Raw genomic sequence first — 25,808 nt, 5'->3', positions numbered from 1 at the left:
CGGTGGAGCTTAAAGTTCAGCAGCGAGGCGCGAGCCTTGGTTGATCGCGCGTTTGGCATCCAGCTCAGCCGCGACATCCGCACCGCCGATCAGGTGCACGTTCTGCCCCGCTTCCACCAGACCGTCATGCAATTCACGCAGCGGATCCTGCCCCGCGCAAATCACGATGTTGTCCACCGCCAGCACTTGCGGCTCGCCGGTTTCACCGATGCGGATATGCAGGCCTTGGTCATCGATGCTCAGGTATTCAACGCTGTTGAGCATTTGCACCTGCTTGTTCTTCAGACCGGTACGGTGAATCCAGCCAGTGGTTTTACCCAGACCATCACCGACCTTGGTTTTCTTGCGCTGCAACAGAAACACTTCGCGGGCCGGCGCGTGCGGTGCGGCTTTGATCCCGGCCACACCCCCACGGGCCTCCAGTTGCGTATCGATGCCCCACTCTTTCCAGAACGCGGCGCGATCCTGGCTGGTGGCCACGCCTTGGTGAACGAGGAATTCCGAGACGTCGAAACCGATACCACCGGCGCCAATCACCGCTACGCGTTTACCGACCGGCTTGCGCTCAAGGATCACGTCCAGGTAGCTCAGCACCTTGGCATTCTCGACACCCGGAATTGCCGGCACGCGCGGTGCAATGCCAGTGGCGAGGATGATCTCGTCGTAACCGCCTTCCACCAGTTTCGCGACATCGACGCGGGTGTTCAGGCACACCTCGACATTCGTGGTCTGCAACTTGCGTTTGAAGTAGCGCAGGGTTTCGAAGAATTCTTCCTTGCCCGGCACGCGTTTGGCGATGTTGAACTGACCGCCGATTTCGCTGGCCGAATCGAACAACGTCACCTGATGGCCACGCTCAGCCGCCACGGTCGCGGCGGACAAACCGGCAGGGCCGGCGCCAACCACAGCGATTTTCTTGATCTGCTGCACCGGCAGATAATTGAGTTCGGTTTCGTGGCAGGCACGCGGGTTGACCAGGCAACTGGTCAGCTTGCCGCCGAAGGTGTGATCGAGGCACGCCTGATTGCAACCGATGCAGGTGTTGATTTCGTCAGCGCGGCCTTCAGCGGCCTTGTTGACGAAGTCCGGATCGGCGAGGAACGGCCGCGCCATCGAGACCATATCGGCATCGCCTTCAGCCAGAATCTGCTCGGCGATTTCCGGGGTGTTGATGCGGTTGGTGGTGATCAGCGGAATCTTCACCGAACCGCGCAGCTTGGCCGTGACCTTGCTGAATGCCGCACGCGGCACTTTGGTGGCGATGGTCGGGATCCGCGCTTCGTGCCAGCCGATGCCGGTGTTGATGATGGTTGCGCCGGCCTGCTCGATGGCTTTGGCCAGGGTGACGATCTCGTCCCAGGTGCTGCCGCCCTCGACCAGGTCGAGCATCGACAGACGGAAAATGATGATGAAGTTCGGGCCGACCGCTTCACGCACGCGACGAACGATTTCCACCGGCAGGCGCATACGGTTTTCGTAGCTGCCGCCCCAGCGGTCGGTGCGGTGGTTGGTGTGCGCGGCGAGGAACTGGTTAATGAAATAACCTTCCGAGCCCATGATCTCGACGCCGTCGTATTCGGCGGTCTGCGCCAATACCGAACAGGTGACGAAATCGCTGATCTGCTTCTCGATGCCTTCCTCGTCCAGCTCTTTGGGCTTGAACGGGTTGATTGGTGCCTGAATCGCGCTCGGCGCGACTTGTTTCGGGCTGTAGGCATAACGCCCGGCGTGGAGGATCTGCATGCAGATCTTGCCGCCCGCGTCGTGCACCGCGCGGGTGACGATGCGGTGCTTGAGCGCTTCTTCCTCGGTGGTCAGCTTGGCCGCCCCGGAGTACACGCCGCCCTCGTCGTTCGGGCCGATACCGCCAGTGACCATCAGGCCAACGCCGCCACGGGCACGTTCGGCGAAGTACGCCGCCATGCGCTCGAAACCGCCCGGTTTTTCTTCCAAACCGGTGTGCATCGAACCCATCAAGGTGCGGTTGCGCAGCGTGGTGAATCCCAGGTCCAGCGGGGCCAACAGGTGCGGGTAATGAGCGGCGGTCATCGGTAACTCCACAACGAGCGATCACGGAAAAGTTGCGGGCGCTCTGCGGCTCCCGTCAGTCATGTTCGACAGACTAAGAGGCGCATCGCTGTCACTCAATGACCGTAACTGACAACTTATTGATCCAAATGCGCAGCACCCCTTGGCAATCAGGTCCATGGGCCCTACCCTAGTCGCCATACCCTGTACCCGGTAGCTGTTGGTTTTCATGCGCAAACTTTTGTACCTGTTCTTCTCCATGGCCCTCGTCGCCGCCCTGACCACCTACGCCATGTGGGCGGCGGACCGGCCGGCGGGCCATTACCTGTCGGACTTACGCATTAAAGTGGCGGTCGATCAGGGCATCCCCGCCGATCGTGGCAATCTGCTGGGCATCCAGCCCGAGCTGTTTCCCACCGATTATCAAAACCCCGAGCGCTTGCACCGCAAACTCGCAGCCTATCTGCAGCAAGCCCAGGATCAAGGCCTGCTGAACGACAAAACCGTCGTGGTGTTGCCGGAGAACGTCGGCACCTGGCTGCTGCTCAGCGGCGAGAAAGACGAGCTGTATCAGGCCCCGACCCTCGCCGAGGCGATGAACTGGCTGGCGGCGAGCAATCCCTTGCTGTTCGCCCGCGCCTGGCTCAGCGCCAACGGCAGCGACCGCCTCAACGACGCGTACCTGCGGATGAAAGCCAAGGCGATGGCCAAGGATTACCAGGCGCTGTTCGGTGGTCTGGCCAAAGAATTTCACGTGACCCTGGTGGCCGGCTCGATCGTATTACCGGAACCCAGCGTTCGCGATGGCCAGCTCAAACCCGGTAGCGGTGCCCTGTTCAACAGCAGCGTGGTGTTCGGCCGCGATGGCGTGCCGCTGGGCCAGCCGCAACGGCAGATGCACCCGGTATTCGATCAGCGCGAAGTGCTCGAAAGCGCAGACAAACACGCGCTCAACGTGGTCGACACCCCGGCCGGACGCCTTGGCGTATTGATTGGCAGCGACAGTTGGTACCCCGACAATTACCGCAAACTCGACGAGCAAAACGCACAATTGATCGCGGTACCGGCGCAGGTATTCGGTCAAGGTGCGTGGAATCAGCCATGGCGCGGTTACAAAGGTTCAAGCACACCGGGGTCGGTCAGCCTCAAACCCGGTGAAGTCACCGAAGGACAAGCCTGGCATCGGCTGACACTGACCGCACAACCACCGAGCAGTCGAGCGATTGCCGGCATCAGTGTGTTCCTGCGCGGGCAGTTCTGGGACAAGGCCAGTGCCGGTCAGAGTTTCCTCAGCAGCAACGGTCAGCAGTTCGCCGATGGCGATGCCCGTGGCGCGCGTTTGTTGAACATCTGGTTGTAAGCCATGAAGCCCCTGCCGATGCGCCTCGGGGACCTGTCGGTGGGCTTCGTTCACAGCCTCGCCGACGCCGTGCGCAGTCATGGGGCGGATCCGCAGCCGTTGCTGGAGCAATATGGTCTGGACGCCGCGCGACTGGCCGAGGCCGGGGCGCGTTTGTCGATTCCGCGCTATATGCGCCTGGGCCACGCGGCGATTCAGTTGACCGGTGACCCGGCGCTGGGCTTGCGCATGGGTCAGCTCAGTCGCCTGAGTCAGGCCGGGCTGGCCGGCGTCACCGCCGCACAAGCGCCGACCGTGCGAGAAGCCGCGCGCTGCCTGATCCGTTTCGAGGCGTTGTACGGTTCCAACTATCGCGGTCAGTCCAGTTTCCACGAAGATGCCCATGGCGCGTGGCTGCGTTTCTATTCGATCAGCCCGTACAACGCCTATAACCGTTTTGTCGTGGACTCGATCATTGCCGGATGGCTGCATCAGCTCTCCAGTGTCAGCCGCGAACCGCTGCGCGCCGAACGCATTGAAATCGAATTCGATGAGCCGGATTACCGCGAGGCGTACGACTTGCTGGGGGATTGCCCGATCCAGTTCAGCGCCGAGGGCAATCAACTGCGCCTGAGCCTGAACAGCCTCGCACAGCGCAATCCCGAGCATTGCCCGAGTACCTGGCGGCATCTGCTGCAATTGTGTGAACGTGAGCTGGAGCAATTGACTCGCACCCGCAGCCTGCGCGAACGCATCACTCAACTGTTGGGGCCGTTGCTCAATGGTGGCCGGGAACCCGACCTGGAAGAAGTGGCGGCACGCCTGAAGTTGCCGACCTGGACGTTGCGGCGCAAACTGGCCGAGGAAGGTACGCAGTTTCGCGCAATCCTCAATGACACTCGCCGGGACCTGGCGATGACTTACATCCGCGATACCGAACTGGCATTCGGTGAAATCGCTTACCTGCTGGGTTTTGCTTCAGCCGAGGCGTTCCAGCGCGCCTTCAAACGCTGGAGCAGTCAGACGCCCGGCGAATTCCGCCGCAGTCACCGCAAGACGGCATAAACGCAGCTGCAAGTTAAAGCTCGGTGGCGTCTTCGGCTGGCTCGGGTGGGTCCAGTTCAAAGGCCTGGTATTCGAGCAGCTCTTCTTGATATTCATCCATCGTGTAATCCCCTGCTGCTCTTTTGAATGGGCCTGAGCAAATGCCCAGTGCCTCGAGCTTAACGTGCTCGTATGAAGGAAAAGTGAAACCCGGCCTTCATGAATAAAACGTAGCAGGTGGTCAGGAATTTATCGCAGGATTTTTGTCAGGGGAATGTAACTAGATTTTAAGTGCACCAAAAACCACTGTGGGAGCGAGCCTGCTCGCGAAGGCCTCGGCCCCTTCAGCACATAGGTGACTGAAGGTCCGTCTTCGCGAGCAGGCTCGCTCCCACAGGGTGTGCGGTGAGGCTGGATTATTGGCCGGACGCAGGCATCGCCGGAATCGGCTCGGATGGCGGCGGGATATCCGGGTTGGCCGGTGGCGTGATGGTTTCGGTCGCCGGTGCCGGTTCTGCACTCGGCGCCGGAGTGATCGGCGCGGCCTCTGCCGGTGGCGCAACCGGTTCAGACGTCACGGGTGCGGTCTCGGCAGGTGCGGGAGCGGGCTCCGCTGCAGGCGCAGGGGTTGCGGCGGGCGCAGGCGTTGGAGTCGGCACTGGCGTTGGCGCCAGCGCTGCCGGAGCAGCCTTCGCCTCAGGTACACCCAGGTCAGCCTTCGGCTTCTCTTCAATGTGCGCAGCTTTCTTTGCTTCCGCCGGCAGGAACAATTCCACCAACGTAAAGAATCGCTCGTAAAACTTCTGCGACGTCACCGTTTCGCTGGCGACTTTGACCATCGAATCGTCGGACGAGCCGATCGGCATCGACACCGAGCCCAACACCCCCACGCCGAGGCTGGCCGAGTTGTTGGTCTTCTTCAGCGCGTAGCGATCCTGCAGGGCGTTGGCAAACATCGTCGCATGGTGCCCGGCACTGCCGTCATCGGCACAGACCACGTTGAAGCTGATCTCCATGTGGGTGTCGCCGGTTTGCTGGAAGCTCTTGTGGCCACTGACCAGTTTCGGGTCACTGCTGGTGATGATGTAGCCCTGGCTGAGCAATGCACGGCGCGCCGCTTCGCAGCTGACCGCGTCGGTCACCGGGTAATTGCGCGAAAACGTACCGGAGTCATCGAAGTTCTCATGCTCATACATCGGCTTGTCTTTCGAACAGCCGGCAACAGCGGTCAACAACAGCGCCAACCCGACAACACGCATGGGAGTGGAAATCAACATTGAACATCCTGAGAGAAAACAGTCCGGGGCGTATTGTGCAACAGATCACGCCCCGGCGGCGCATGGATTAGTGTCTTAAAGCAGTTACAACTCTATCGACCTTCAGTTGCGGGAAAAAGTCGCAATGCCAGATGATCGATGAACACGCGCAACTTTGCCGTGGCGTGGCGACTGGATGGCCATAGGACCCAGAACTGTCCGGTGTGTTCCAGATGCGTATCAAGCACGCGACGCAAACGGCCTTGAGCCTCGGCCTCCCGGGTCATGAAATCCGGCAGACAGGCAATGCCCATGCCGGCCAGCGCCGCGTGGCTCACCGCCTCAATCGACGTGCTGACCAACCGTGTCGGCAACGTCGCCTCTGCGGCGCCTTCCACGCGGATCAGCGGCCAGGTTTCCAGTTTGCCAGTGGCATGAAACGTATGCCGAAGGCACGCGTGAGCCGCTAGATCGCCGGGCTTTTGCGGCTCCCCGCGCTGCTCCAGATACGCCGGACTGGCCACTAGCACCATATGAAACTCGCCCAACGCTCGCGCCATCAGTCGGGAGTCTCGTGGTTTGCCGGTGCGGATCACCGCGTCGAAGCCTTCTTCAACCACATCGACCATGCGATCAGTCAAGTCCAGATCCAGTTCAATCTGCGGGTACAACGCCATGAACTCGTTCATCACCGGCATCACTAGGCCATGCACCTGCGGCAGGCTGATGCGTAACTTGCCGTGGGGTTTGGCAGCGGCGTCACACAACTCAAACTCCGCCGCCTCGACTTCCGCGAGAATCTTGCGACACCGCTCAAGAAACAGCGCACCTTCACTGGTCAGCGTGACGCTGCGGGTGGTGCGTTGAAACAGCCGCACACCCAGTCGCGCTTCCAGTCGCGCAATACTTTTGCCCACCGCCGACGATGACACCCCTTGCAGCCGACCAGCTTCGGTAAAACTGCGGGTCTCGGCGACCTGAACAAACACCGAAATACCGCCCAGGCTATCCATACCAATCTCCCATTGCTGACATCCGTGTCCGATATGTTCGGAACCTTAACCCGTTTTTCGCCGATGTGCAGCGCCCTACCCTGTGCTCCTCGTCAACTCTGCACATGGATGCCGGCTCATGAACGACGCACAACTCGATTGCCCCACACTTGAACGCCCCGTCGACCGCCGCGAGCGACTCCCCCTCGGCGCGCTACTGGCACTGGCCACCGCCGGATTCATCACGGTCATGACCGAAGCCATGCCTGCCGGCCTGTTGCCGCAGATGAGCAGCAGCCTGAACGTTTCCCAGGCGCTGATCGGCCAATTGGTCACGCTGTACGCGATCGGTTCGATACTCGCTGCAATTCCCCTGACGATCGCCACCCGCGGCTGGCGCCGCAGACCACTTTTGCTGTCCGCTATCGGCGGCTTTGCCATCGCCAACAGCATCACCGCCCTGTCGGAGTGGTACTGGCTGACCCTGATCGCACGCTTTATCGCCGGGGTATTTGCCGGTTTGCTTTGGGCACTGCTGGCGGGATACGCGAGCCGCATGGTCGCCCCACACCTGCAAGGTCGCGCCATTACCGTGGCCATGCTCGGCGCGCCGCTTGCGCTGTCGCTGGGAATACCCGCAGGCACCCTGCTCGGCACCCTGGTCGGCTGGCGTCTGAGCTTCGCCATCATGACCGCGCTGACCGTTGTGCTGGTGATCTGGGTACGCTGGCAAGTACCGGATTTCGCCGGCGAACGCGTGGGAAACCGCCTGCCACTGCGTCAGGTATTGACCTTGCCTGGCGTGCGATCCGTGTTATTGGTCACCCTCACCTACGTCGTCGCGCACAACTTGTTGTACACCTACATCGCGCCGTTCCTGCAACCGTCCGGGCTGGACACCAATGTCGACCGCGTGCTGCTGGCATTCGGCCTCGCTTCAGTGTTGAGCTTATGGATCGTCGGCAGCCTGATTGACCGCTGGCTGCGCGAACTGGTGTTGATCAGTGCCGGGTTGTTCATGCTGTCCGCGATAGCACTGGGCCTGTGGCGCGACTCGCCCAACGTCATTTACATAGCCACCGCCATCTGGGGACTGGCGTTTGGCGCCATGCCATCGCTGCTGCAAACCGCCTCGGCGAAAACGGCGAAAGAGGCTGCCGATACGGCGCAATCGATGCTGGTTACCCTGTGGAATGTCGGGATAGCTGGAGGGGGATTGGTGGGTGGTTTGTTGCTGGGAAACCCCGGGGTGGGGGTATTCCCGTGGATTGTTGCTGGATTGTTGGTGTTGACTTTGTATGTGGCGGTCAAAGCTCGGGGTCATGGTTTTCCAAGAGCCGGATGAGATCGGATGCCCGGCTGAATTAGCTCCGGTCTGCGGGAAATGGGTCGATTGGCAGGCCGCCTTCGCGAGCAGGCTCGCTCCTACAATTGGAATGAGTACATCCGCAAAAAACAGGTCGGCTGTCAGGCCACCTTCGCGAGCAGGCTCGCTCCTACAATTGGAATGAGTACATCCGCAAAAAACAGGTCGGCTGTCAGGCCGCCTTCGCGAGCAGGCTCACTCCTACAATTGGAATGAGTACATCCGCAAAAAACAGGTCGGATGTCAGGCCGCCTTCGCGAGCAGGCTCGCTCCTACAATTGGAATGAGTACATCCGCAAAAAACAGGTCGGCTGTCAGGCCGCCTTCGCGAGCAGGCTCGCTCCTACAATTGGAATGAGTACATCCGCAAAAAACAGGTCGGCTGTCAGACCGCCTTCGCGAGCAGGCTCACTCCTACAATTGGAATGAGTACATCCGCAAAAAACAGGTCGGCTGTCAGGCCGCCTTCGCGAGCAGGCTCGCACACAGAAGAGCAACAGCAGAACGCATGCGGCTTTTGCTCCTCACCACTCACAGGATGAGCGTTAGCTCGGCTGCAGCTTTTGATCTTGATCTGAAGGCCCGTCGGCAGGCTGAGTGGAGGGCTTGATCCGGGCGTGGGAGCGCAGCGACCGTTTGGCGAAGCCAAACACAGCGGGAGTAGGTGCAGCGAAGCAAACCGGAGACGCTGCGCCCGGATCAATCCCGGAGCGAAGGAACCCCGAGCTTTAGCGAGTGGGCCGAACGTCAGGGCAAAGACCTTTGGTTCCTTTGGGGCGTTTGCCAAAGGGACTCGCCGTAAGGGCGAAACCGCCAGCGGCAACACCCGCAGCAACGGATATTCACCCAAAACCCCAAGAACATGGCCGGCCCAAAGGCCGCCACTACCCAAAGCCTAAAAAAAAGCCCCGACCTATTCAGGCCGGGGCTCTCATCACATCTCAGTCAACCATCAAAACCGCTTGATGTCAGCCTGAGCTTCCAACTGCTTGCGATAAGCAGCAAAGTCCTGCTGCCCCTCACGCGAAGCAAGGAAACGACGGTACTGAACCTTCTCTTCATCCGTCGGCGCAGCCGCTTCGTTAACACCATTCAGACGCACGATCATCAGACTGCCATCCGGCAACGTCACGCTGGTGAACGTCGGCTTGTCCTTCGCAGCCGGCTTCGGCATACGGAACAACGCTTGCAGCACCGCCGGATCAACACCTTCCTGACCACGGGTGGCCGCTTCAGTGGCTTTCCAGTTCTGACCATCAACCGCCTTGTCCAACGGCGCCTTGCCATCGCGCAGATCCGCGATCAGCTTCTCGGCCTTGGTCTTGGCAGCCGCGCTGGCGTGCTCTTTGGTCAACTGGGTGCGGATCGCCGCACTCACGTTTTCCAGCGGCAGTTGCGCAGGCTTGAGGTGTTCCTTGGAACGCAGCACGATCACGGTTTCCGGATCCAGCTCGATGGCGGTGCTATTGGCACCTTCGTCGATCACTTCGGTGCTGAACGCAGCAGTAACCACGGCGCGGTTCGCCGCAACACCTTCGCCACCTTCACGGCCGAATGGCTTGGAGGTGTGCACGGTCAGCTTCAGATCTGCCGCTGGCTGAGCCAGGTCAGACGCTTCGAATGCGGAGTCTTCCAGTTGCTTGGTCGCCTCGACAAAACGCTGCTCGACCTGAGCGGCTTTCAGCTCGCGGGTGAGCTTGTCTTTCAGGCTGGCCAGGGTCGGCACTTCAGGCGCTTCCACACCCAACAGCTTGATCAAGTGATAACCGAAGTCGGTACGAATCGGCTCGGACACCTGGTCTTTCGACAAGGAGTACAAGGCTTTTTCGAACGCCGGATCGTAAACGCCAGGGCCTGCATAACCGAGGTCGCCGCCATTGTTGGCCGAACCCGGATCCTGCGAGAACTCTTTGGCCAGCGCTTCAAACTTCTCGCCCTTGGCCAGACGCGCCTGGACGTCTTCAATCTTCGCTTTGGCCTGAGCCTCGGTGGTCTTGTCGTTCACTTCGATCAGAATGTGCGCGGCACGACGCTGTTCCGACAGGTTGGCGATCTCTTTCTGATACGCCGCCTGCAGGTCTTCGTCCTTGACGGCAACCTGATCGAAGAACGAAGACTTCTTCAGTTCTACGTAATCGATGATCACTTGATCCGGAGTCATGAACTCCTTGGCGTGCTCGTCGTAGTAAGCCTTGACCTCGTCGTCGGTCAGTTTGACCGCCGCCGGGTCAGCCTTGACGTTCAGGGTCGCGAAATCGCGGGTCTGTTTTTCCAGACGGGCAAATGCCAGCACTTCGGCGTCAGTGACGAAACCACTGCCCGCCACACCGGCGCGCAGTTGGCCGATCAGCATTTCCTGAGCCAGCATCTGGCGGAATTGCATACGGCTGTAACCCAGTTGACGGATCACCTGGTCGAAACGCTCGGAGCTGAACTTGCCGTCCACCTGGAATTCAGGTGTCTGCAGGATCACTTGGTCCAGTGCGCCTTCGGAGAAAGCGAATTTCGCTTGCTCTGCACCTTGCAGCAGCAGCTTGCGATCGATCAGACCCTTGAGGGCCGATTCGCGCAGCATTTTTTCGTCGAGCAAGGAAGCATCGAAGTCCTTGCCCAGCTGTTGCATCAGCTGACGGCGTTGCATATCAACGGCCTGGCTCAGCTCGTTCTGGCTGATTTCATCACCGTTGACCTTGGCCGCCTCATTCTTGTGAGTCGTGGCCTGGAAAATGGCGTCGAAACCGGTCAGAGCCATCAGTGCAACGATGACCCCGATAATGGTCTTGGCAATCCAGCCTTGTGAATTGTCCCTGATATTCTGCAGCATGCGTCCCCCAGAAACGGTTGAACTTCAAAATTAGGCAACCGTGGAGCGTGGGTAGAATCCGGATAGAAGAAAGGCGCATCCGAGGATGCGCCTTCTCGTAACTGGCGGAGCGGACAGGGCTCGAACCCTCGATCCCGGCGTTACAGACAACTGTTTCAGCTACCTGTTCTACCGCTCCGCTGCCAAGTCAGGCATGACCCCGACCCGGATGGGTAAAAACCTGAAAACTTAGTTAACAGCTTCTTTCAGTGCTTTACCGGCTTTGAAACCTGGCTTCTTGGCAGCCGGGATTTCCAGAGTCTTGCCGGTTTGAGGGTTACGACCGGTACGAGCCGGACGGTCCGTCACGGAGAAAGTACCGAAACCAACCAGAACAACGGAGTCGCCAGCCTTCAGAGCGCCAGTGACGGATTCGATTACAGCGTCCAGCGCACGGCCAGCAGCAGCTTTCGGGATATCAGCGGATGCAGCGATAGCATCAATCAGTTCCGACTTGTTCACTCTAAGTCCCCTTATATCTATTTTGAGATGATTCTAAGTTTTTTGGTGAAAGCAAAAACGAGTGCTGAATGGCCTACAGACACTTAAGAGCCGCTTTATAACAAGGGCTCTAAAAAACTGTCAAGGAAGCCCCCCAGGCAAAAGCGTATTAATGCGTGCTAATTCTTTCCTTAGAGTCAGACTCACGTTTTTCGTCCTTGGCAACTATCTCGGGAGCCACATCCGGCAAGGGCTCCGGCGCGTATTGCAGCGCAATTTGCAGGACCTCGTCAATCCATTTAACCGGTTTAATCTGCAGATCCTGCTTGATATTGTCAGGAATCTCCTTCAGATCACGTACGTTCTCTTCTGGAATAATCACGATCTTGATTCCGCCGCGGTGAGCCGCCAGCAGTTTTTCCTTCAGACCGCCAATCGCCAGCACTTGGCCACGCAGCGTGATTTCACCGGTCATGGCGACATCAGCGCGCACCGGAATGCCGGTCAATGCCGACACCAGCGCCGTACACATGCCTACACCGGCGCTAGGACCGTCTTTCGGCGTCGCCCCTTCCGGCATGTGGATGTGCGTGTCGCGCTTCTCGTGGAAGTCCAGAGGAATGCCCAGGCTCTTGGCCCGGCTACGCACTACAGTGAGCGCGGCAGTGATCGATTCGACCATCACATCGCCCAGCGAACCGGTTTTGATCAACTGACCCTTACCCGGCACAACCGCGGCTTCGATGGTCAGCAATTCACCGCCAACCTGAGTCCAGGCAAGGCCGGTGACCTGACCGATCTGATCCTGTTGCTCGGCCAGACCGTATCGGAATTTGCGTACACCTAGGAAGTGTTCCAGCAAGTCAGCTGTCACTTTCACCGAGAAGCGTTTTTCCAGTGCGTGCTCTTTAACGGCCTTGCGGCAGACCTTGGCGATCTGACGTTCGAGGCCACGCACACCGGCTTCACGGGTGTAGTAACGGATGATGTCGCGGATCGCTTCAGCGTCGAATTCCAGCTCGCCCTTTTTCAGACCGTTAGCGGCGATCTGCTTTGGCGAGAGGTATTTGACGGCGATGTTGATCTTTTCGTCTTCGGTGTAGCCCGGCAGACGGATCACTTCCATCCGGTCGAGCAGCGCCGGCGGGATGTTCATCGAGTTCGAGGTGCACAGGAACATCACATCCGAGAGGTCGTAATCGACTTCCAGATAATGGTCGTTGAAGTTGTGGTTCTGCTCCGGATCGAGCACTTCCAGCAACGCCGACGCCGGGTCGCCACGCATGTCGCTGCCCATTTTGTCGATTTCATCGAGCAAGAACAGCGGGTTGCGCACACCCACTTTTGTCATCTTTTGAATCAATCTTCCTGGCATCGAACCGATGTAAGTCCGACGGTGACCACGAATTTCCGCTTCATCACGCACGCCACCGAGGGCCATGCGCACGAATTTGCGGTTGGTGGCATGGGCAATCGACTCCGCCAGCGAGGTTTTACCCACGCCCGGAGGACCGACCAGGCACAACACCGGGCCACGGATTTTCTTCACGCGCTTTTGCACGGCGAGGTATTCAAGGATACGTTCCTTGACCTCTTCGAGGCCGTAGTGATCGGCGTCGAGAATGTCTTCTGCGCGCGCCAGGTCCAGACGTACCTTGCTCTGGGCCTTCCACGGCACTTGCACCAGCCAGTCGATGTACGAGCGCACCACGGTGGCCTCAGCGGACATCGGCGACATTTGCTTGAGCTTGTTGAGCTCGGCAGTGGCTTTGGCTAACGCGTCTTTCGGCAGACCGGCAGCGTCGATACGCTTCTTGAGGTCTTCGATTTCGTTGTGGCCTTCGTCGCTGTCGCCGAGCTCTTTCTGAATGGCCTTCATCTGCTCATTCAGGTAGTACTCGCGCTGACTGCGCTCCATTTGCTTTTTGACGCGGCCACGAATGCGTTTTTCGACTTGCAGCAGATCGATCTCGGCATCCAGCAACGCCAGAACGTGCTCGACCCGGGCCGACAAATCGATGATTTCGAGGATTTCCTGCTTCTGCTCGATTTTCAGCGCCATGTGCGCCGCCATGGTGTCGACCAGGCGACCCGGCTCATCGATGCTGTTGAGCGACGACAGGACTTCAGCCGGGACCTTCTTGCCCAACTGTACATATTGTTCGAACTGCGACAGCAGTGTGCGCACGAACACTTCGGATTCGCGCTCGGCAGCGTCGACTTCTTCGATCAGCGAGACTTCGGCACGGCAATGGCCGTCGACCTCGCTGAAGCGTTCGACGGTGCCACGCTGCTCACCCTCGACCAGAACCTTGACGGTGCCGTCAGGCAGCTTGAGAAGCTGTAGAACAGTGGCGATGGTACCTACGCGATAGAGAGCGTCTTCACCGGGATCGTCGTCAGCCGGGTTTCTCTGGGCCAGCAGCAGGATCTGCTTGTCGCCCGTCATCGCGGCCTCGAGGGCTTCGATGGATTTCTCGCGCCCCACGAACAGCGGGATAACCATGTGCGGATAAACCACGACATCACGCAATGGCAGGAGAGGCAATTCGATGGTTGTCTTCATGATTTCGCCTCTACGGCGGCCATATGGCCGTAATCAGATGGAATTGAGCTTGAAACCAAGATGGGGGCTGCCTTGAAAAAAAACAAGCACAAAGCGGATGTAAAAAATGACATAAAAAAAAAGAGGCCCGAAGGCCCCTTCTTTATTCCAGCAGACTGGACGCTTAAGCGTCCGGCGCTGCCTTGGCCGTCGGCTCACTGTTTTCGTAGATATACAGTGGCTTGGACTTGCCTTCGATCACGCTTTCATCGATCACGACTTTGCTCACCTCGGACTGCGAGGGGATTTCATACATCGTGTCGAGCAGTACACCTTCGAGAATCGAGCGCAGACCACGAGCACCGGTTTTACGTTCCAGGGCACGCTTGGCGACCGATTTCAGTGCGTCGGTCCGGAATTCCAGATCCACGCCTTCCATCTCGAACAGCTTGGCATACTGCTTGGTCAGAGCATTTTTCGGCTCGGTGAGGATCTGCATCAGCGCAGCCTCATCCAGCTCGTCCAGCGTCGCGAGGACCGGCAGACGACCGACGAATTCCGGGATCAGACCGAACTTGACCAGATCGTCAGGCTCGACTTCACGCAGGGATTCACCGACTTTCTTGCCTTCTTCCTTGCTGCGTACTTCTGCGTTGAAGCCGATGCCGCCCTTGGTGGAACGGTTTTGAATAACCTTCTCCAGACCAGAGAACGCACCACCGCAGATGAACAGGATGTTACGGGTGTCGACCTGCAGGAATTCCTGCTGCGGGTGCTTGCGGCCACCTTGCGGCGGTACGGAAGCAACCGTGCCTTCGATCAACTTCAGCAAGGCCTGTTGCACGCCTTCACCGGAAACGTCCCGGGTGATCGACGGGTTGTCGGACTTGCGGGAAATCTTGTCGATTTCGTCGATGTAGACAATACCCATCTGGGCTTTCTCTACGTCGTAATCGCACTTCTGCAGCAGCTTCTGAATGATGTTCTCGACATCTTCACCCACGTAACCCGCCTCGGTGAGGGTGGTTGCGTCGGCAATGGTGAACGGAACGTTCAGCAAGCGGGCCAGTGTTTCGGCCAGCAGGGTTTTACCGGAGCCTGTCGGGCCGATCAGCAGGATGTTGCTCTTGCCGAGTTCGACGTCGTCAGCTTTCTTGTCACGCTGGTTCAGGCGCTTGTAGTGGTTGTACACCGCTACGGCCAAAACCTTTTTCGCACGCTCCTGACCAATGACGTACTGATCAAGGATGCCGCTGATTTCTTTAGGCGAAGGCAATTTATGCGCGCTGCTCTCGGCCTGGGCTTCCTGCACCTCCTCGCGGATGATGTCATTGCACAGGTCGACGCACTCGTCGCAGATAAAGACCGAGGGGCCGGCAATCAATTTGCGCACTTCATGCTGGCTTTTGCCACAGAAGGAGCAATAGAGCAGCTTGCCGTTGTCCTCGCCGTTGCGGGTGTCAGTCATTCGTTCGATCCAAATCCGATAGGCTTGCAACACAAGATGAAGGCTATTGCGGGCTTTTTCAAGCCCGCCGCTGATCAGACAAGCCGACCAAGCCTATTTTGAGCTGCTTATTTTAAGCTGGGCGCTGGTTGATCACTTCGTCGATCAGGCCATATTCCTTCGCAGCTTCTGCACTCATGAAGTTGTCGCGATTGGTATCGCGCTCGATTTCTTCCAGAGTACGCCCGCTGTGTTTGGCCATCAGCGTGTTCAGACGCTCGCGAATGAAGAGGATTTCCTTGGCGTGGATTTCGATGTCCGACGCCTGGCCCTGGAAACCGCCCAGTGGCTGGTGAATCATCACGCGCGAGTTCGGCAGGCAGAAACGCTTGCCCGGGGCACCTGCGGTCAGCAGGAATGCGCCCATGCTGCAGGCCTGGCCGATGCAGGTGGTCGACACGTTCGGTTTGATGAACTGCATGGTGTCGTAGATCGACATGCCTGCAGTCACCGAACCGCCCGGGGAGTTGATGTAGAGATGGATGTCCTTGTCCGGGTTTTCCGCTTCAAGGAACAGCAGTTGCGCACAGATCAGGTTGGCCATGTAGTCCTCTACCGGACCAACCAGAAAGATCACTCGCTCCTTGAGCAGGCGCGAATAGATGTCATAGGCGCGTTCGCCACGAGCAGATTGCTCGACAACCATCGGGACCAGGCCGCCGGCGGCCTGGATATCAGAATTCTGCTGAATATAAGAATTACGGAACATGCTCTGCAGTCGCTCCCAAATAGTTATGTCTTGAATACGCATAAGCCAGCTCGAGAGCTGGCTTATGGTGTGTACTTCTTAACGCGGAATCAATCAGTCGGCTTTTGGAGCTTCTACCGGCTTGACTGCTTCTTCGTAAGAGACCGCTTTGTCGGTCACACTAGCTTTCTGCAGAACAGTATCCACAACTTGCTCTTCCAGCACAACCGAACGCACTTCGTTCAGCTGCTGCTCGTTTTTGTAGTACCACGACACAACCTGCTCAGGCTCCTGGTAAGCGGAAGCCATTTCCTGAATCATTTCGCGAACGCGAGCTTCGTCAGGCTTCAGGTCGAATTGCTTGACCACTTCAGCAACGATCAGACCCAGCACGACGCGGCGCTTGGCTTGCTCTTCGAACAGCTCGGCCGGCAGTTGATCAGGCTTGATGTTGCCACCGAACTGCTGAACAGCCTGCACACGCAGACGGTCAACTTCGTTGGACAGCAGCGCCTTAGGCACTTCGATCGGGTTGGTGGCCAGCAGACCGTCCATTACCTGATTCTTGACCTTGGATTTGATCGCCTGACGCAGTTCACGCTCCATGTTCTTGCGAACCTCGGTGCGGAAACCGTCGATGCCGCTTTCCTTGATGCCGAATTGAGCGAAGAACTCTTCGTTCAGCTCTGGCAGCTTAGGCTCGGAAACAGTGTTGACAGTAACGGTGAACTCGGCGGTTTTGCCAGCCAGGTCCAGGTTCTGATAGTCCTCTGGGAAGGTCAGATTCAGAACGCGCTCTTCGCCAGCTTTAGCGCCAACCAGACCTTCTTCGAAGCCCGGGATCATGCGGCCGGAACCCAGCACCAGCTGAGTGCCTTTGGCGGAACCGCCAGCAAACACTTCGCCGTCAACCTTGCCAACGAAATCGATGTTCAGCTGGTCTTCGTTCTGGGCAGCGCGATCGGCCACTTCAAAACGGGTGTTCTGCTTGCGCAGGATGTCGAGCATCTTGTCCAGGTCAGCGTCAGCTACGTCAGCGCTCAGGCGCTCAACGGTGATGCCGTCGAAACCGGCAACGGTGAACTCAGGGAACACTTCGAATACAGCAACGTATTCCAGGTCTTTGCCCGCTTCGAGCGACTTAGGCTCGATCGATGGCGAACCTGCCGGGTTCAGCTTCTGCTCAACCACAGCTTCGTAGAAGGAGGACTGGATCACGTCGCCTACGGCTTCCTGACGAGCATCAGCACCGAAACGGCGCTTGATTTCGCTCATTGGCACTTTGCCTGGACGGAAGCCAGCAATCTTGGCCTTTTGGGCAGTCTGCTGCAGACGCTTGTTGACCTGGCTCTCAATGCGCTCAGCCGGCACGGTGACGCTCATGCGGCGCTCAAGAGCAGTAGTATTTTCAACAGAAACTTGCATGGATATTCCTCGTTGCACAGACGTTAGCCGGCCGTTTCCGACCCCAGAATCAAGGGCATGCATTCTAGTGGGTCAAACTCAAGAAGTCACCCTACTGAAAACGGGTAAAAAAACAGCAGGCAATTTATAGGGATCGATGCACGGATGCAGCGCGTCCCACAGGCGAATACAACCAATCACGCCAGGGCTCTGCGCCAACCGCTTCTATATATAGAAGAGGCTGCCAATCAGTCCCTGACGGCCAAACCTGCAAGCAAGTCCGGCGAGCAGCACAGCATCATCGAGCAACATAAATACGACGAAGCGCCCTGCCCCTGCGCCCCGAAACCGGCAATCGCCGCTTTTCAGAACCGCTAAAACAAAAAAGGCGCCAGACTGTTAAATCTGGCGCCTTTCGAAATATGGGGTGGACGATGGGGATCGAACCCACGACAACGGGAGTCACAATCCCGTGCTCTACCAACTGAGCTACGCCCACCATATTGCGTAACAAAAAAGCCAAACAACTTCTTTGTTGAAACCTCACCAGCCCGAAGACATGAATGAAGCTTTAATTGGTGCGGATGAAGAGACTCGAACTCTTACGCCTCGCGGCGCTGGAACCTAAATCCAGTGTGTCTACCAATTCCACCACATCCGCGATGAAGCTTTTAAAGCAAAGGCGCCAGACTGTTACATCTGGCGCCTTTCGAAATATGGGGTGGACGATGGGGATCGAACCCACGACAACGGGAGTCACAATCCCGTGCTCTACCAACTGAGCTACGCCCACCATATCGCGTTACTTGTGCCAAAGCTGCCTAATGGCGCACCCGGCAGGACTCGAACCTGCGACCATCCGCTTAGAAGGCGGATGCTCTATCCAGCTGAGCTACGGGCGCCTTATTAATCTGTACTCTTAAAGGACTACAAACTAAGTGCTTTCCAGTGTTGCAGAACCTTGATTCCGCTTCACCTTCTTAACCAGTGCTAGGCTGTGCCCGACAAGTGCGACGAATAGTATAGAGCGCTCCGAAGGTCGTCAAATCCTTTTTGAAAAAAATTCATTTAATTAAAGGAGTTAGAGGAATTTGCTGACCAAGCGCCTTTGCCCTCACCGCTCGACATGCGAGAATGCGTTCTCATTTTTTCCCCTCTCGATGGTTAATCACGCGCAATGACTGCACAACTAATCGACGGCAAATCGATCGCCGCCAGCCTGCGCCAGCAGATCGCCCAACGAGTTGCCGAGCGTCGCCAGCAAGGCCTGCGCACTCCCGGCCTCGCGGTGATCCTGGTCGGCAGCGATCCTGCCTCTCAGGTTTATGTCTCGCACAAGCGTAAAGACTGTGAAGAGGTTGGCTTCCTCTCTCAAGCCTACGACCTGCCCTCCGACACCACGCAAGACGCGCTGACCGATCTGATCGATCGCCTCAACGACGACCCTGCAATCGACGGCATCCTGCTTCAGCTGCCGCTGCCCGAGCACCTGGATGCCTCCAAATTGCTGGAGCGCATTCGCCCGGACAAAGACGTCGACGGCTTCCATCCTTATAACGTCGGCCGCCTGGCCCAGCGCATTCCGCTGCTGCGTCCCTGCACACCTAAAGGCATCATGACGCTGCTGGAAAGCACTGGCGCTGACCTTTATGGCATGGACGCAGTGGTCGTCGGCGCCTCCAACATCGTCGGTCGCCCGATGGCAATGGAGTTGTTGTTGGCCGGCTGCACCGTGACCGTGACTCACCGTTTCACCAAGGATCTGGCCGGCCACGTTGGTCGTGCCGATCTGGTGGTGGTGGCCGCCGGCAAGCCGGGCCTGGTCAAAGGCGAGTGGATCAAGGAAGGCGCGATCGTGATCGACGTCGGCATCAACCGTCAGGACGACGGCAAACTGGTCGGCGACGTCGTCTACGAAACCGCCCTGCCCCGCGCTGGCTGGATCACTCCAGTGCCGGGTGGCGTAGGCCCGATGACCCGTGCCTGCCTGCTGGAAAACACGCTCTACGCGGCAGAAACCCTGCACGCCTGAGTGGTACTTTCAGCACTAAGAAAAACCCGCCTCGTGCGGGTTTTTTCATGCCTGAGAAAAAACTGTAACCGTTCGCCGGAAACCCCTCTTTTTACAGGCCTTTTCACGAGTTTTTCAGGTCATTCAAACAACCATCGACAGATCTTCAGCCATACTCCTAGAATGCGACGCTTTGAAGAAATAACCCGTTACAAACTAACGGAATATCCAACCTTTATGAGTTCGCCCGCGTGAAAATTCGTCTTTCGATTCTGAGCCTGTTTTTTGCTTTTACAGGCACATTCATCACGCCAACGATCAACGCTGCGGAAACCACCGCTGCCCCACGTGACGCTTCGAGCCTGAAGATCGCCTCCGGCAGCGCACTGCTCATGGATATGCAGACCAACAAAGTCATCTACTCCAGCAACCCTGACGTGATCGTGCCGATCGCTTCTGTCAGCAAGCTCATGACTGGATTGGTAGTGGTTGAAGCCCGGCAGAACATGGACGAATGGATCAATGTCGATATCAGCAACACACCGGAAATGAGGGGTGTGTTCTCTCGAGTCAAACTCAAGAGTGAGCTGCCGCGTCGCGAGATGCTGCTGATCGCCTTGATGTCTTCGGAGAACCGCGCGGCCGCCAGCCTCGCTCACCACTATCCGGGAGGTTACGCGGCCTTTATCGCGGCCATGAACGCGAAAGCCAAGGCACTGGGCATGACCAGTACGCACTTTGTCGAACCGACAGGCCTGTCGGAGCGTAACGTTTCCACCGCCCGCGACCTGAGCAAGCTGCTGGTGGCCGCGCATAAGTACCCGCTCCTCAGCGAACTCACCACCACCAAGGAAAAGACCGTGTCTTTCCGCAAACCTAACTACACCCTGGGTTTCCGCAATACCGACCACCTGGTGAACAAGGCCGACTGGGACATCAAGATCACCAAAACCGGTTTCACCAATCCTGCCGGTCACTGCCTGGTGCTGGTGACGAAGATGGGTAACCGTCCGGTCGCGCTGGTCATTCTCGACGCCTTCGGCAAATACACCCACTTCGCCGATGCCAGCCGTATTCGCAGTTGGGTGGAAACCGGTAAGAGCGCCAACGTTCCTGCGGTGGCGCAACAATACAAGGCCGAGAAAAACCTTAAGTCACGCCAGAGCGGTGTGGTTGAAGCGTCCAAGTAACCCGAGCGCGCAAGAAAAAGCCCCGAATCCTCGGGGCTTTTTTTTTCGCCTGTGTTTCAGTCATTGGGCAGCGGCATCTTGTCGTCATCAGGAATGCCATCGCCTGCACTTGGATCCCGCGAATGTTCCGGCGTCATGACATTAGGTCGGGCCATCGGATCGCGCAGCGGGCTGTCCGGATCCAGCACCGGATCAATCTCCGGCTCCGGCGTCGTGGGCACGCTGTCCGGTTTTTGGTCATCGAAGCTTGAGTCAGTACTCATACGCACCTCGCATCAAGGTTTCAGATTGGCTAACGGGTCATAAGGTTTGGCCGGTGTCTTGTGGTCTTCACCGGGTTTCACGTCTTTCGGCGCCTTGGCCGGGCCAACCGGATCGACTTGCGGATCGTCGACGTCCGGCGAGTCCGGGTCGAAACCCAGATCATGACCCGACGAGTGCTCGGTCGAATGCGGCCCTTTCGGGGATGGGGAATCTGCCATGTTCGCCTCCTGATTCACCCGCAGAAAACGGGTTCTATTCGTAGGAGGCTTGCCGGGCGCAGTCGTGCCCGGCAAATGACGAACGGGAACTCAGTGGGCTGCCAGCGCCTTGCGCGCCTGCGCCGCTTCGTTTTCCTGACCGGCCTGGGCCAGTTCATCGGCTGCTTTGAGCCAGCGCTGACGGTCAACGGCTGCCGGGATCTGCGACGGTTTCTGGATCAGCACGGCCCAGCCACCGGATTTTTCCAGTGCCGACTCAAAGGAGCTGAAACTCATCAGTTCGCGACGGTTCATGCCGGCACGCAGCAAGACCTTCTGTTTGTTGCGGTCGTAACCGGACAGGATTGCGTAACGCGGCTCGGCCCAGAATGCTGCCCCCTCGCTGAAGCGCACCATCACCGGATAGCCTGCCGCCACTTGGGTCAACAGTGCGGGCAGGTTGCTGTCCAGCGGGTAAACCACCATGCCGTACTCGCGGGCGAGGTTTTGCAGGTTCCGTTGCAATTTGTCTTCGGCACCCGGCAAGTGCAGAGGTTTCTCGAGCAACCCCGGAGTGATCACGATGCCCTGCTGCGACAACAGGCTGGCCAACACTTGCGGGCCGCTCTGATTGGCTTCGCCGCGATAGAACGTGCCACTGAGTTCGACCCGCTCCGGCAGACGCTTGACCTCAGGCGCCACAGTACCTGCACATCCGGCCAACACGGCCGCACAACCCGCCACCACTAGCGCCGCACGAATTCGAGAAAATACCTGCACCATCATCACTCTCTGTTCAGACGCCGGTCATCGTGTTCCGGCAACGCCTGCGATCATAGGGCCGCGCCCGGCTGCGGTATAGCCTTAAGCGGCAGACCCATCGATTGCATAGAGCAAACTGATTGGTCGCAATCGACCTTTGGTCAATAGTCTGAAACACCCCATTGTCTAGACTGTCACTGAAACAGAGCGAATTGAAAAAGTGTGGGCCCGATGCAGGGCGAAGAGGAGGCACTGATGAGCCTGACCATGACCATCGTAATGTTGATTGCCGGCTGGCTGGCCGTGGCCGCTGCCATGTTGTGGGGGGTGCTGCGGGTTTCGCGGCGCCATCATCACCATCCGGTTCAGCCTGCTGCGGTTGAGAAAGCCGAGAAGCACCGAGTGCGTCACGCGGCCGCACATTGAAATTGAACAGCAAAGGCAAAAGCCCCTCACCCTAGCCCTCTCCCCGAGGGAGAGGGGACTGATCGAGTTGTTTTCTCGAGTTACACCGACCTGAAATATCGAGCCGAACTAAAGACTAAAACACTCCACAAATCGGCTCCCTCTCCCTCGGGAGAGGGCTGGGGTGAGGGGCTGGCTCTATTCCACACTGAAAATCTCGAATCGAAAAAAAGCCGCCCGACCTCAAAGAGTTCAGGCGGCTTTTCACTTTCAGCGGTTACGCCTGCTCAGCCAGCTTCTTCTGCCTAGCCCTGCGCGACATCATGTTCAGCACTTCAATCGCTGCCGAGAACGCCATCGCTGCATACACGTAACCTTTCGGTACGTGGGCGCCGAAGCCTTCGGCGATCAGCGTCATGCCGATCATGATCAGGAAGCCCAGAGCCAGCATCACCACCGTCGGGTTGTCGTTGATGAACTTGGCTAGCGGTTCAGCAGCAAACAGCATCACCAGCACCGACACCACCACCGCGATGATCATGATCGGCAAGTGTTCGGTCATACCGACCGCAGTAATGATGCTGTCGATCGAGAACACCATGTCGAGCATCAGGATCTGGCCGATAGCCGCGGCAAAACCCAAAGTGACTGTCGAGGTCGCCGACTTCGGATCTTCCGGCGCCGGGTCCATGCTGTGATGGATCTCGGTCGTAGCCTTCCAGACCAGGAACAGACCACCGGCAATCAGGATCATGTCCTTCCAGGAGAAGGCCTGGCCCAGGATCTCGATCACAGGTGCGGTCAACTGCACGATGAAGGCGATGGTGCTCAACAGTGCCAGACGCAGGATCAACGCCATGCCGATACCGATACGGCGTGCTTTCTGCTGGTACTGCTTGGGCAATTTGTTGGTCAGGATCGAGATAAAGATCAGGTTATCGATGCCGAGCACGATTTCCATCACCACCAATGTGGCCAAAGCAACCCAAGCGGTGGGGCTGGCGGCGAGCTGTAACAGATATTCCATGGGTCAGTCCTGACTCTGTGTAAGACGAATTAGATGGTCTTGGAGGAAGATTCGGAGTTTTCCGCGTCTTTTTCCGGTGTTTCTTTTTTCTCGATCAACCCGCCGGTGGCATCACTGAGTGCCTGCTCAGCGGCTTTATGGGTGTCGTCAATCGCTTGCTTGGCGCTTTCGGCCGCTTTGCCCATCAGTTGCTGGGCGCTTTTCTCGGCCTGATCGCAACCGGCCATAAGCAGTAAAGACGTAAACATCAATGCTGGGATTGTGTATTTCATAAGGTTTCCTTCGAATGAACAGACAGGCTCACAGACCGGCCGTGGATGGCTGGGCATTCTAGGGAGACAAACACTTCAGGAAAATTCGTATTTTTAGCGGCTATACTTCGGTTTTCACGAAGTGATGACACTCATGCTCAACTACCGCCAACTGCATTACTTCTGGGTTGTGGCCAAGACCGGCAGCATCGTGCGCGCCTGCGAGCAACTGAACCTGACGCCACAGACCATCAGCGGGCAGATATCACTGCTCGAACAGACGTATGGCATCGAGTTATTCAGACGCGTCGGCCGGCAACTCGAATTGACCGAAGCCGGGCGACAAGCCCTGCCCTACGCCGAGCAGATGTTCCAGCTCGGCGGCGAACTGGAACTGATGCTGCGTGCCCAGCCCAACGAGCAGCAGATCCTATTCCGCGTCGGCGTGGCTGACGTGGTGCCTAAATCAATTGTCTATCGCCTGATCGCGCCAACCATGGAGCTGAACGAGCCTCTGCGCATTACCTGTCGCGAAGACAAACTCGAACGTTTGCTCGCCGATCTGGCGATCCAGCGCCTGGATCTGGTGATCTCCGACAGCCCGATGCCCTCGCACCTCGACATCAAGGGCTACAGCCAGAAGCTCGGTGAGTGCGGAATCAGTTTCTTCGCCACCCCGGAACTGGCAGCCAGATACGGTCAGGATTTCCCGCGCAGCCTGCACGGTGCGCCTCTGTTGATTCCCGGACCGGAAACCGTGGTGCGCAGCCGCTTGCAGCGCTGGTTTGCCGAGCAGCAGATCCAGCCGCAAATCGTCGGCGAGTTTGATGACAGTGCGTTGATGCAGGCGTTCGGCCAATCCGGCAGCGGGATTTTTATCGGTCCAAGCGTGATTGCCGATGAAGTGAAGCGCCAGTGCGGCGTCGAGCTGATTGGCCAGACCGACGCAGTGACCGAGTCGTTCTATGCCATCTCGGTAGAGCGCAAGGTCAAGCACCCCGGCATCGTTGCGATTACCGAAGGTGCCCGACGCGAGCTGTTTACTGCGTTATGAAGCCTCGGCGCACATTTCGCGCGGCTTGAGCGTCATCAGCACCATGGCGAGGAACACCGACAGCAAAATGAACCCGGCGGCGGCAAACCCGAGGAAGCCCAGACCCGCGCTGTCGATCACCCGGCCACCGACGATGGCGCCCAGGCCGATCCCCAGATTGGCCCCGGCGATATTCAACGAAGCAGCAAAAGCTGGCGCTTCCGGCGCGGCTTTCATCAGGCGCACATGGCTGACCAGGAACAACGCAGCCTGAGTCACGCCCCAGATCCCCATAGCCACCGCCAGCCCCAGCGGCGAATGAATGTTCGGTACCAGCGAGACCATGCCGGCAATCATGAACGCACAGAACAACACCGACGCCCCCAGCGGATGGCGATCCACCGCACGACCGCCCAGGGAGTTGCCGATCAGCCCGACTGCACCGAAAGCCATCAGGCACCAACCGACCACGGTGCCGTTGAACCCGGCGAGGCGCTCAAGAATGTCGGCCAGATACGTGTAAGCGGTAAACATGCCGCTGAACACCAGGATCGACAGCACGATGTGGCCGATCATCAACGGGCTGCGCAGAATCTTGAACTGCGAGCGGAAGCTGACCTGATGTTGGTGCAGGCTGGTTTTCGGCAGATAAACAAACAGCAACAAGGCTTTGGCAAAAGCGATCACCGCCAGAATGCCAAAGGCACTGCGCCAGCCGAACGCATCGGAAATCAACGTGCCAACCGGGATGCCGAACACCGTGGCGCAGACAATGCCGAAACCGATCTTGGCGATCGCGCGACCGGCGAAATCCGGGCCGACGATGTCCACTGCGGTCTCACTGGCCAAGGCCCAGAACACCGGCAGCCCGAGCGCCGGGATCAACCGGGCAATCGCCATCACCCAGATGTTCGGCGCCAGCGCCGCCACGGTATTGGCCAGGCCAAACATGATCAAGATGCTGATAAACAGCTTGCGCCGCTCGAAACGGGCGAAATACGCGGTCAGGAAAGGCCCGAACATCGCCACGTTAAAAGCGAATAAAGTCACCAGCAACCCGGCCTGCGGGATGGTGACTTCGAGGTCTCGGGCAATCGCCGGCAACAGGCCGACGATGACGAATTCCGTGGTCAGCACCGTGAACCCGGCGGCAGACAACAGAAGAATGGGCAACAGCATGCGCAACTCCAGCAAA

Annotated in this window: 22 protein-coding genes and 4 tRNA genes; 7 read left to right on the top strand and 19 right to left on the bottom strand. The window is 58.2% G+C overall.

The window, feature by feature from the left end:
• Nucleotides 1-9: 9 nt before the first annotated feature.
• A complete protein-coding gene (locus CKW14_RS01335; protein ID WP_093434064.1) occupies nucleotides 10-2,049 on the bottom strand; it encodes an NADPH-dependent 2,4-dienoyl-CoA reductase in 2,040 nt (679 codons plus the stop codon).
• Between the two features lie 208 nt (nucleotides 2,050-2,257).
• On the opposite strand from CKW14_RS01335, the gene CKW14_RS01330 reads away from it, so the two are divergent.
• Together CKW14_RS01330 and CKW14_RS01325 are read left to right on the top strand one after the other, a co-directional pair.
• A complete protein-coding gene (locus CKW14_RS01330; protein WP_095124452.1) occupies nucleotides 2,258-3,388 on the top strand; it encodes a carbon-nitrogen hydrolase family protein in 1,131 nt (376 codons plus the stop codon).
• A 3-nt stretch (nucleotides 3,389-3,391) separates the two neighbouring features.
• Nucleotides 3,392-4,432: an AraC family transcriptional regulator gene (locus CKW14_RS01325; protein ID WP_095124451.1), complete on the top strand. Its 1,041-nt coding sequence runs from the start codon at nucleotides 3,392-3,394 to the stop codon at nucleotides 4,430-4,432.
• 395 nt (nucleotides 4,433-4,827) lie between these two features.
• Here the strand turns inward: CKW14_RS01325 and CKW14_RS01320 are convergent, their stop codons facing one another.
• Nucleotides 4,828-5,688 carry a DUF2242 domain-containing protein gene (locus CKW14_RS01320; RefSeq protein ID WP_095124450.1) on the bottom strand — a complete coding sequence of 287 codons (861 nt, stop codon included), beginning with the start codon at nucleotides 5,686-5,688 and terminating at the stop codon, nucleotides 4,828-4,830.
• Between the two features lie 92 nt (nucleotides 5,689-5,780).
• A complete protein-coding gene (locus tag CKW14_RS01315; RefSeq protein ID WP_095050813.1) occupies nucleotides 5,781-6,680 on the bottom strand; it encodes a LysR family transcriptional regulator in 900 nt (299 codons plus the stop codon).
• Between the two features lie 118 nt (nucleotides 6,681-6,798).
• Between CKW14_RS01315 and CKW14_RS01310 the strand changes: the two genes are divergently transcribed.
• Complete coding sequence (locus CKW14_RS01310) at nucleotides 6,799-8,004, top strand: MFS transporter (RefSeq protein WP_095124449.1); 1,206 nt, start codon at nucleotides 6,799-6,801, stop codon at nucleotides 8,002-8,004.
• 973 nt (nucleotides 8,005-8,977) lie between these two features.
• Here the strand turns inward: CKW14_RS01310 and CKW14_RS01305 are convergent.
• From CKW14_RS01305 to CKW14_RS01255, 10 genes are all read right to left on the bottom strand, one after another.
• On the bottom strand, nucleotides 8,978-10,849 hold the full coding sequence (locus CKW14_RS01305) for a SurA N-terminal domain-containing protein (protein ID WP_095050815.1): 1,872 nt from the start codon (nucleotides 10,847-10,849) through the stop codon (nucleotides 8,978-8,980).
• Between the two features lie 228 nt (nucleotides 10,850-11,077).
• Nucleotides 11,078-11,350: an HU family DNA-binding protein gene (locus tag CKW14_RS01300; protein WP_003183171.1), complete on the bottom strand. Its 273-nt coding sequence runs from the start codon at nucleotides 11,348-11,350 to the stop codon at nucleotides 11,078-11,080.
• A 148-nt stretch (nucleotides 11,351-11,498) separates the two neighbouring features.
• Nucleotides 11,499-13,895, bottom strand: coding sequence for an endopeptidase La (lon, locus tag CKW14_RS01295; protein WP_007917325.1), 2,397 nt, complete (start codon nucleotides 13,893-13,895; stop codon nucleotides 11,499-11,501).
• A 163-nt stretch (nucleotides 13,896-14,058) separates the two neighbouring features.
• Nucleotides 14,059-15,342 carry an ATP-dependent Clp protease ATP-binding subunit ClpX gene (clpX, locus tag CKW14_RS01290; protein ID WP_003223632.1) on the bottom strand — a complete coding sequence of 428 codons (1,284 nt, stop codon included), beginning with the start codon at nucleotides 15,340-15,342 and terminating at the stop codon, nucleotides 14,059-14,061.
• Between the two features lie 112 nt (nucleotides 15,343-15,454).
• Nucleotides 15,455-16,090 (bottom strand): ATP-dependent Clp endopeptidase proteolytic subunit ClpP, encoded by a 636-nt coding sequence (clpP, locus tag CKW14_RS01285; protein WP_007951559.1) that lies wholly within the window; start codon nucleotides 16,088-16,090, stop codon nucleotides 15,455-15,457.
• Nucleotides 16,091-16,183: 93 nt separating this feature from the next.
• Nucleotides 16,184-17,494 (bottom strand): trigger factor, encoded by a 1,311-nt coding sequence (gene tig / locus CKW14_RS01280; RefSeq protein WP_095050817.1) that lies wholly within the window; start codon nucleotides 17,492-17,494, stop codon nucleotides 16,184-16,186.
• 402 nt (nucleotides 17,495-17,896) lie between these two features.
• Nucleotides 17,897-17,972: transfer RNA gene (locus CKW14_RS01270), tRNA-His, on the bottom strand.
• 77 nt (nucleotides 17,973-18,049) lie between these two features.
• A tRNA-Leu gene (locus CKW14_RS01265) sits at nucleotides 18,050-18,134 on the bottom strand.
• 56 nt (nucleotides 18,135-18,190) lie between these two features.
• A tRNA-His gene (locus tag CKW14_RS01260) sits at nucleotides 18,191-18,266 on the bottom strand.
• Between the two features lie 32 nt (nucleotides 18,267-18,298).
• A tRNA-Arg gene (locus CKW14_RS01255) sits at nucleotides 18,299-18,375 on the bottom strand.
• Nucleotides 18,376-18,650: 275 nt separating this feature from the next.
• Here CKW14_RS01255 and folD point away from each other — a divergent pair.
• Nucleotides 18,651-19,505, top strand: a complete 855-nt coding sequence (folD, locus tag CKW14_RS01250) for a bifunctional methylenetetrahydrofolate dehydrogenase/methenyltetrahydrofolate cyclohydrolase FolD (RefSeq protein ID WP_038362797.1) — start codon at nucleotides 18,651-18,653, stop codon at nucleotides 19,503-19,505.
• A 230-nt stretch (nucleotides 19,506-19,735) separates the two neighbouring features.
• Nucleotides 19,736-20,674: a D-alanyl-D-alanine endopeptidase gene (pbpG, locus tag CKW14_RS01245; protein ID WP_095050820.1), complete on the top strand. Its 939-nt coding sequence runs from the start codon at nucleotides 19,736-19,738 to the stop codon at nucleotides 20,672-20,674.
• A gap of 56 nt (nucleotides 20,675-20,730) precedes the next feature.
• Here the strand turns inward: pbpG and CKW14_RS01240 are convergent, their stop codons facing one another.
• From CKW14_RS01240 to CKW14_RS01230, 3 genes are all read right to left on the bottom strand, one after another.
• The gene (locus tag CKW14_RS01240) at nucleotides 20,731-20,937 is read right to left on the bottom strand and encodes a hypothetical protein (RefSeq protein ID WP_095050821.1); all 207 of its coding nucleotides are present in this window, start codon (nucleotides 20,935-20,937) and stop codon (nucleotides 20,731-20,733) included.
• A gap of 12 nt (nucleotides 20,938-20,949) precedes the next feature.
• A complete protein-coding gene (locus CKW14_RS01235) occupies nucleotides 20,950-21,156 on the bottom strand; it encodes a DUF6021 family protein (protein WP_095050822.1) in 207 nt (68 codons plus the stop codon).
• Nucleotides 21,157-21,246: 90 nt separating this feature from the next.
• Complete coding sequence (locus tag CKW14_RS01230) at nucleotides 21,247-21,918, bottom strand: peptidase C39 family protein (RefSeq protein ID WP_095050823.1); 672 nt, start codon at nucleotides 21,916-21,918, stop codon at nucleotides 21,247-21,249.
• A 234-nt stretch (nucleotides 21,919-22,152) separates the two neighbouring features.
• Between CKW14_RS01230 and CKW14_RS29895 the strand changes: the two genes are divergently transcribed.
• Nucleotides 22,153-22,323: a hypothetical protein gene (locus tag CKW14_RS29895; protein WP_176471236.1), complete on the top strand. Its 171-nt coding sequence runs from the start codon at nucleotides 22,153-22,155 to the stop codon at nucleotides 22,321-22,323.
• Between the two features lie 256 nt (nucleotides 22,324-22,579).
• On the opposite strand, the gene CKW14_RS01220 is transcribed toward CKW14_RS29895, so the two are convergent.
• A complete protein-coding gene (locus tag CKW14_RS01220; RefSeq protein ID WP_007917342.1) occupies nucleotides 22,580-23,329 on the bottom strand; it encodes a TerC family protein in 750 nt (249 codons plus the stop codon).
• Nucleotides 23,330-23,358: 29 nt separating this feature from the next.
• The gene (locus CKW14_RS01215) at nucleotides 23,359-23,601 is read right to left on the bottom strand and encodes a hypothetical protein (RefSeq protein ID WP_095050825.1); all 243 of its coding nucleotides are present in this window, start codon (nucleotides 23,599-23,601) and stop codon (nucleotides 23,359-23,361) included.
• A 133-nt stretch (nucleotides 23,602-23,734) separates the two neighbouring features.
• On the opposite strand from CKW14_RS01215, the gene nhaR reads away from it, so the two are divergent.
• On the top strand, nucleotides 23,735-24,634 hold the full coding sequence (gene nhaR, locus CKW14_RS01210; protein ID WP_095050826.1) for a transcriptional activator NhaR: 900 nt from the start codon (nucleotides 23,735-23,737) through the stop codon (nucleotides 24,632-24,634).
• On the opposite strand, the gene CKW14_RS01205 is transcribed toward nhaR, so the two are convergent.
• On the bottom strand, nucleotides 24,629-25,792 hold the full coding sequence (locus CKW14_RS01205) for an MFS transporter (RefSeq protein WP_095124447.1): 1,164 nt from the start codon (nucleotides 25,790-25,792) through the stop codon (nucleotides 24,629-24,631). The two genes, nhaR and CKW14_RS01205, sit on opposite strands and share 6 nt — an antisense overlap.
• Nucleotides 25,793-25,808 lie beyond the last annotated feature (16 nt).

This window comes from Pseudomonas sp. Irchel s3a12 (assembly GCF_900187485.1).
GTDB classification, from domain to species: domain Bacteria; phylum Pseudomonadota; class Gammaproteobacteria; order Pseudomonadales; family Pseudomonadaceae; genus Aquipseudomonas; species Aquipseudomonas neuropathica.
The sequence above is the reverse complement of the archived record's forward strand: the minus strand, read 5'-3'. Positions and strand labels throughout refer to the sequence as shown.

What these genes read in the sequence shown, in the direction of transcription:
- CKW14_RS01335 (WP_093434064.1), bottom strand. Translation starts at nt 2,049, where the DNA reads ATGACCGCCGCTCATTACCCGCACCTGTTGGCCCCGCTGGACCTGGGA.
- CKW14_RS01330 (WP_095124452.1), top strand. Translation starts at nt 2,258, where the DNA reads ATGCGCAAACTTTTGTACCTGTTCTTCTCCATGGCCCTCGTCGCCGCC.
- CKW14_RS01325 (WP_095124451.1), top strand. Translation starts at nt 3,392, where the DNA reads ATGAAGCCCCTGCCGATGCGCCTCGGGGACCTGTCGGTGGGCTTCGTT.
- CKW14_RS01320 (WP_095124450.1), bottom strand. Translation starts at nt 5,688, where the DNA reads ATGTTGATTTCCACTCCCATGCGTGTTGTCGGGTTGGCGCTGTTGTTG.
- CKW14_RS01315 (WP_095050813.1), bottom strand. Translation starts at nt 6,680, where the DNA reads ATGGATAGCCTGGGCGGTATTTCGGTGTTTGTTCAGGTCGCCGAGACC.
- CKW14_RS01310 (WP_095124449.1), top strand. Translation starts at nt 6,799, where the DNA reads ATGAACGACGCACAACTCGATTGCCCCACACTTGAACGCCCCGTCGAC.
- CKW14_RS01305 (WP_095050815.1), bottom strand. Translation starts at nt 10,849, where the DNA reads ATGCTGCAGAATATCAGGGACAATTCACAAGGCTGGATTGCCAAGACC.
- lon (WP_007917325.1), bottom strand. Translation starts at nt 13,895, where the DNA reads ATGAAGACAACCATCGAATTGCCTCTCCTGCCATTGCGTGATGTCGTG.
- clpX (WP_003223632.1), bottom strand. Translation starts at nt 15,342, where the DNA reads ATGACTGACACCCGCAACGGCGAGGACAACGGCAAGCTGCTCTATTGC.
- clpP (WP_007951559.1), bottom strand. Translation starts at nt 16,090, where the DNA reads ATGTTCCGTAATTCTTATATTCAGCAGAATTCTGATATCCAGGCCGCC.
- tig (WP_095050817.1), bottom strand. Translation starts at nt 17,494, where the DNA reads ATGCAAGTTTCTGTTGAAAATACTACTGCTCTTGAGCGCCGCATGAGC.
- folD (WP_038362797.1), top strand. Translation starts at nt 18,651, where the DNA reads ATGACTGCACAACTAATCGACGGCAAATCGATCGCCGCCAGCCTGCGC.
- CKW14_RS01240 (WP_095050821.1), bottom strand. Translation starts at nt 20,937, where the DNA reads ATGAGTACTGACTCAAGCTTCGATGACCAAAAACCGGACAGCGTGCCC.
- CKW14_RS01235 (WP_095050822.1), bottom strand. Translation starts at nt 21,156, where the DNA reads ATGGCAGATTCCCCATCCCCGAAAGGGCCGCATTCGACCGAGCACTCG.
- CKW14_RS01230 (WP_095050823.1), bottom strand. Translation starts at nt 21,918, where the DNA reads ATGGTGCAGGTATTTTCTCGAATTCGTGCGGCGCTAGTGGTGGCGGGT.
- CKW14_RS29895 (WP_176471236.1), top strand. Translation starts at nt 22,153, where the DNA reads ATGAGCCTGACCATGACCATCGTAATGTTGATTGCCGGCTGGCTGGCC.
- CKW14_RS01220 (WP_007917342.1), bottom strand. Translation starts at nt 23,329, where the DNA reads ATGGAATATCTGTTACAGCTCGCCGCCAGCCCCACCGCTTGGGTTGCT.
- CKW14_RS01215 (WP_095050825.1), bottom strand. Translation starts at nt 23,601, where the DNA reads ATGAAATACACAATCCCAGCATTGATGTTTACGTCTTTACTGCTTATG.
- nhaR (WP_095050826.1), top strand. Translation starts at nt 23,735, where the DNA reads ATGCTCAACTACCGCCAACTGCATTACTTCTGGGTTGTGGCCAAGACC.
- CKW14_RS01205 (WP_095124447.1), bottom strand. Translation starts at nt 25,792, where the DNA reads ATGCTGTTGCCCATTCTTCTGTTGTCTGCCGCCGGGTTCACGGTGCTG.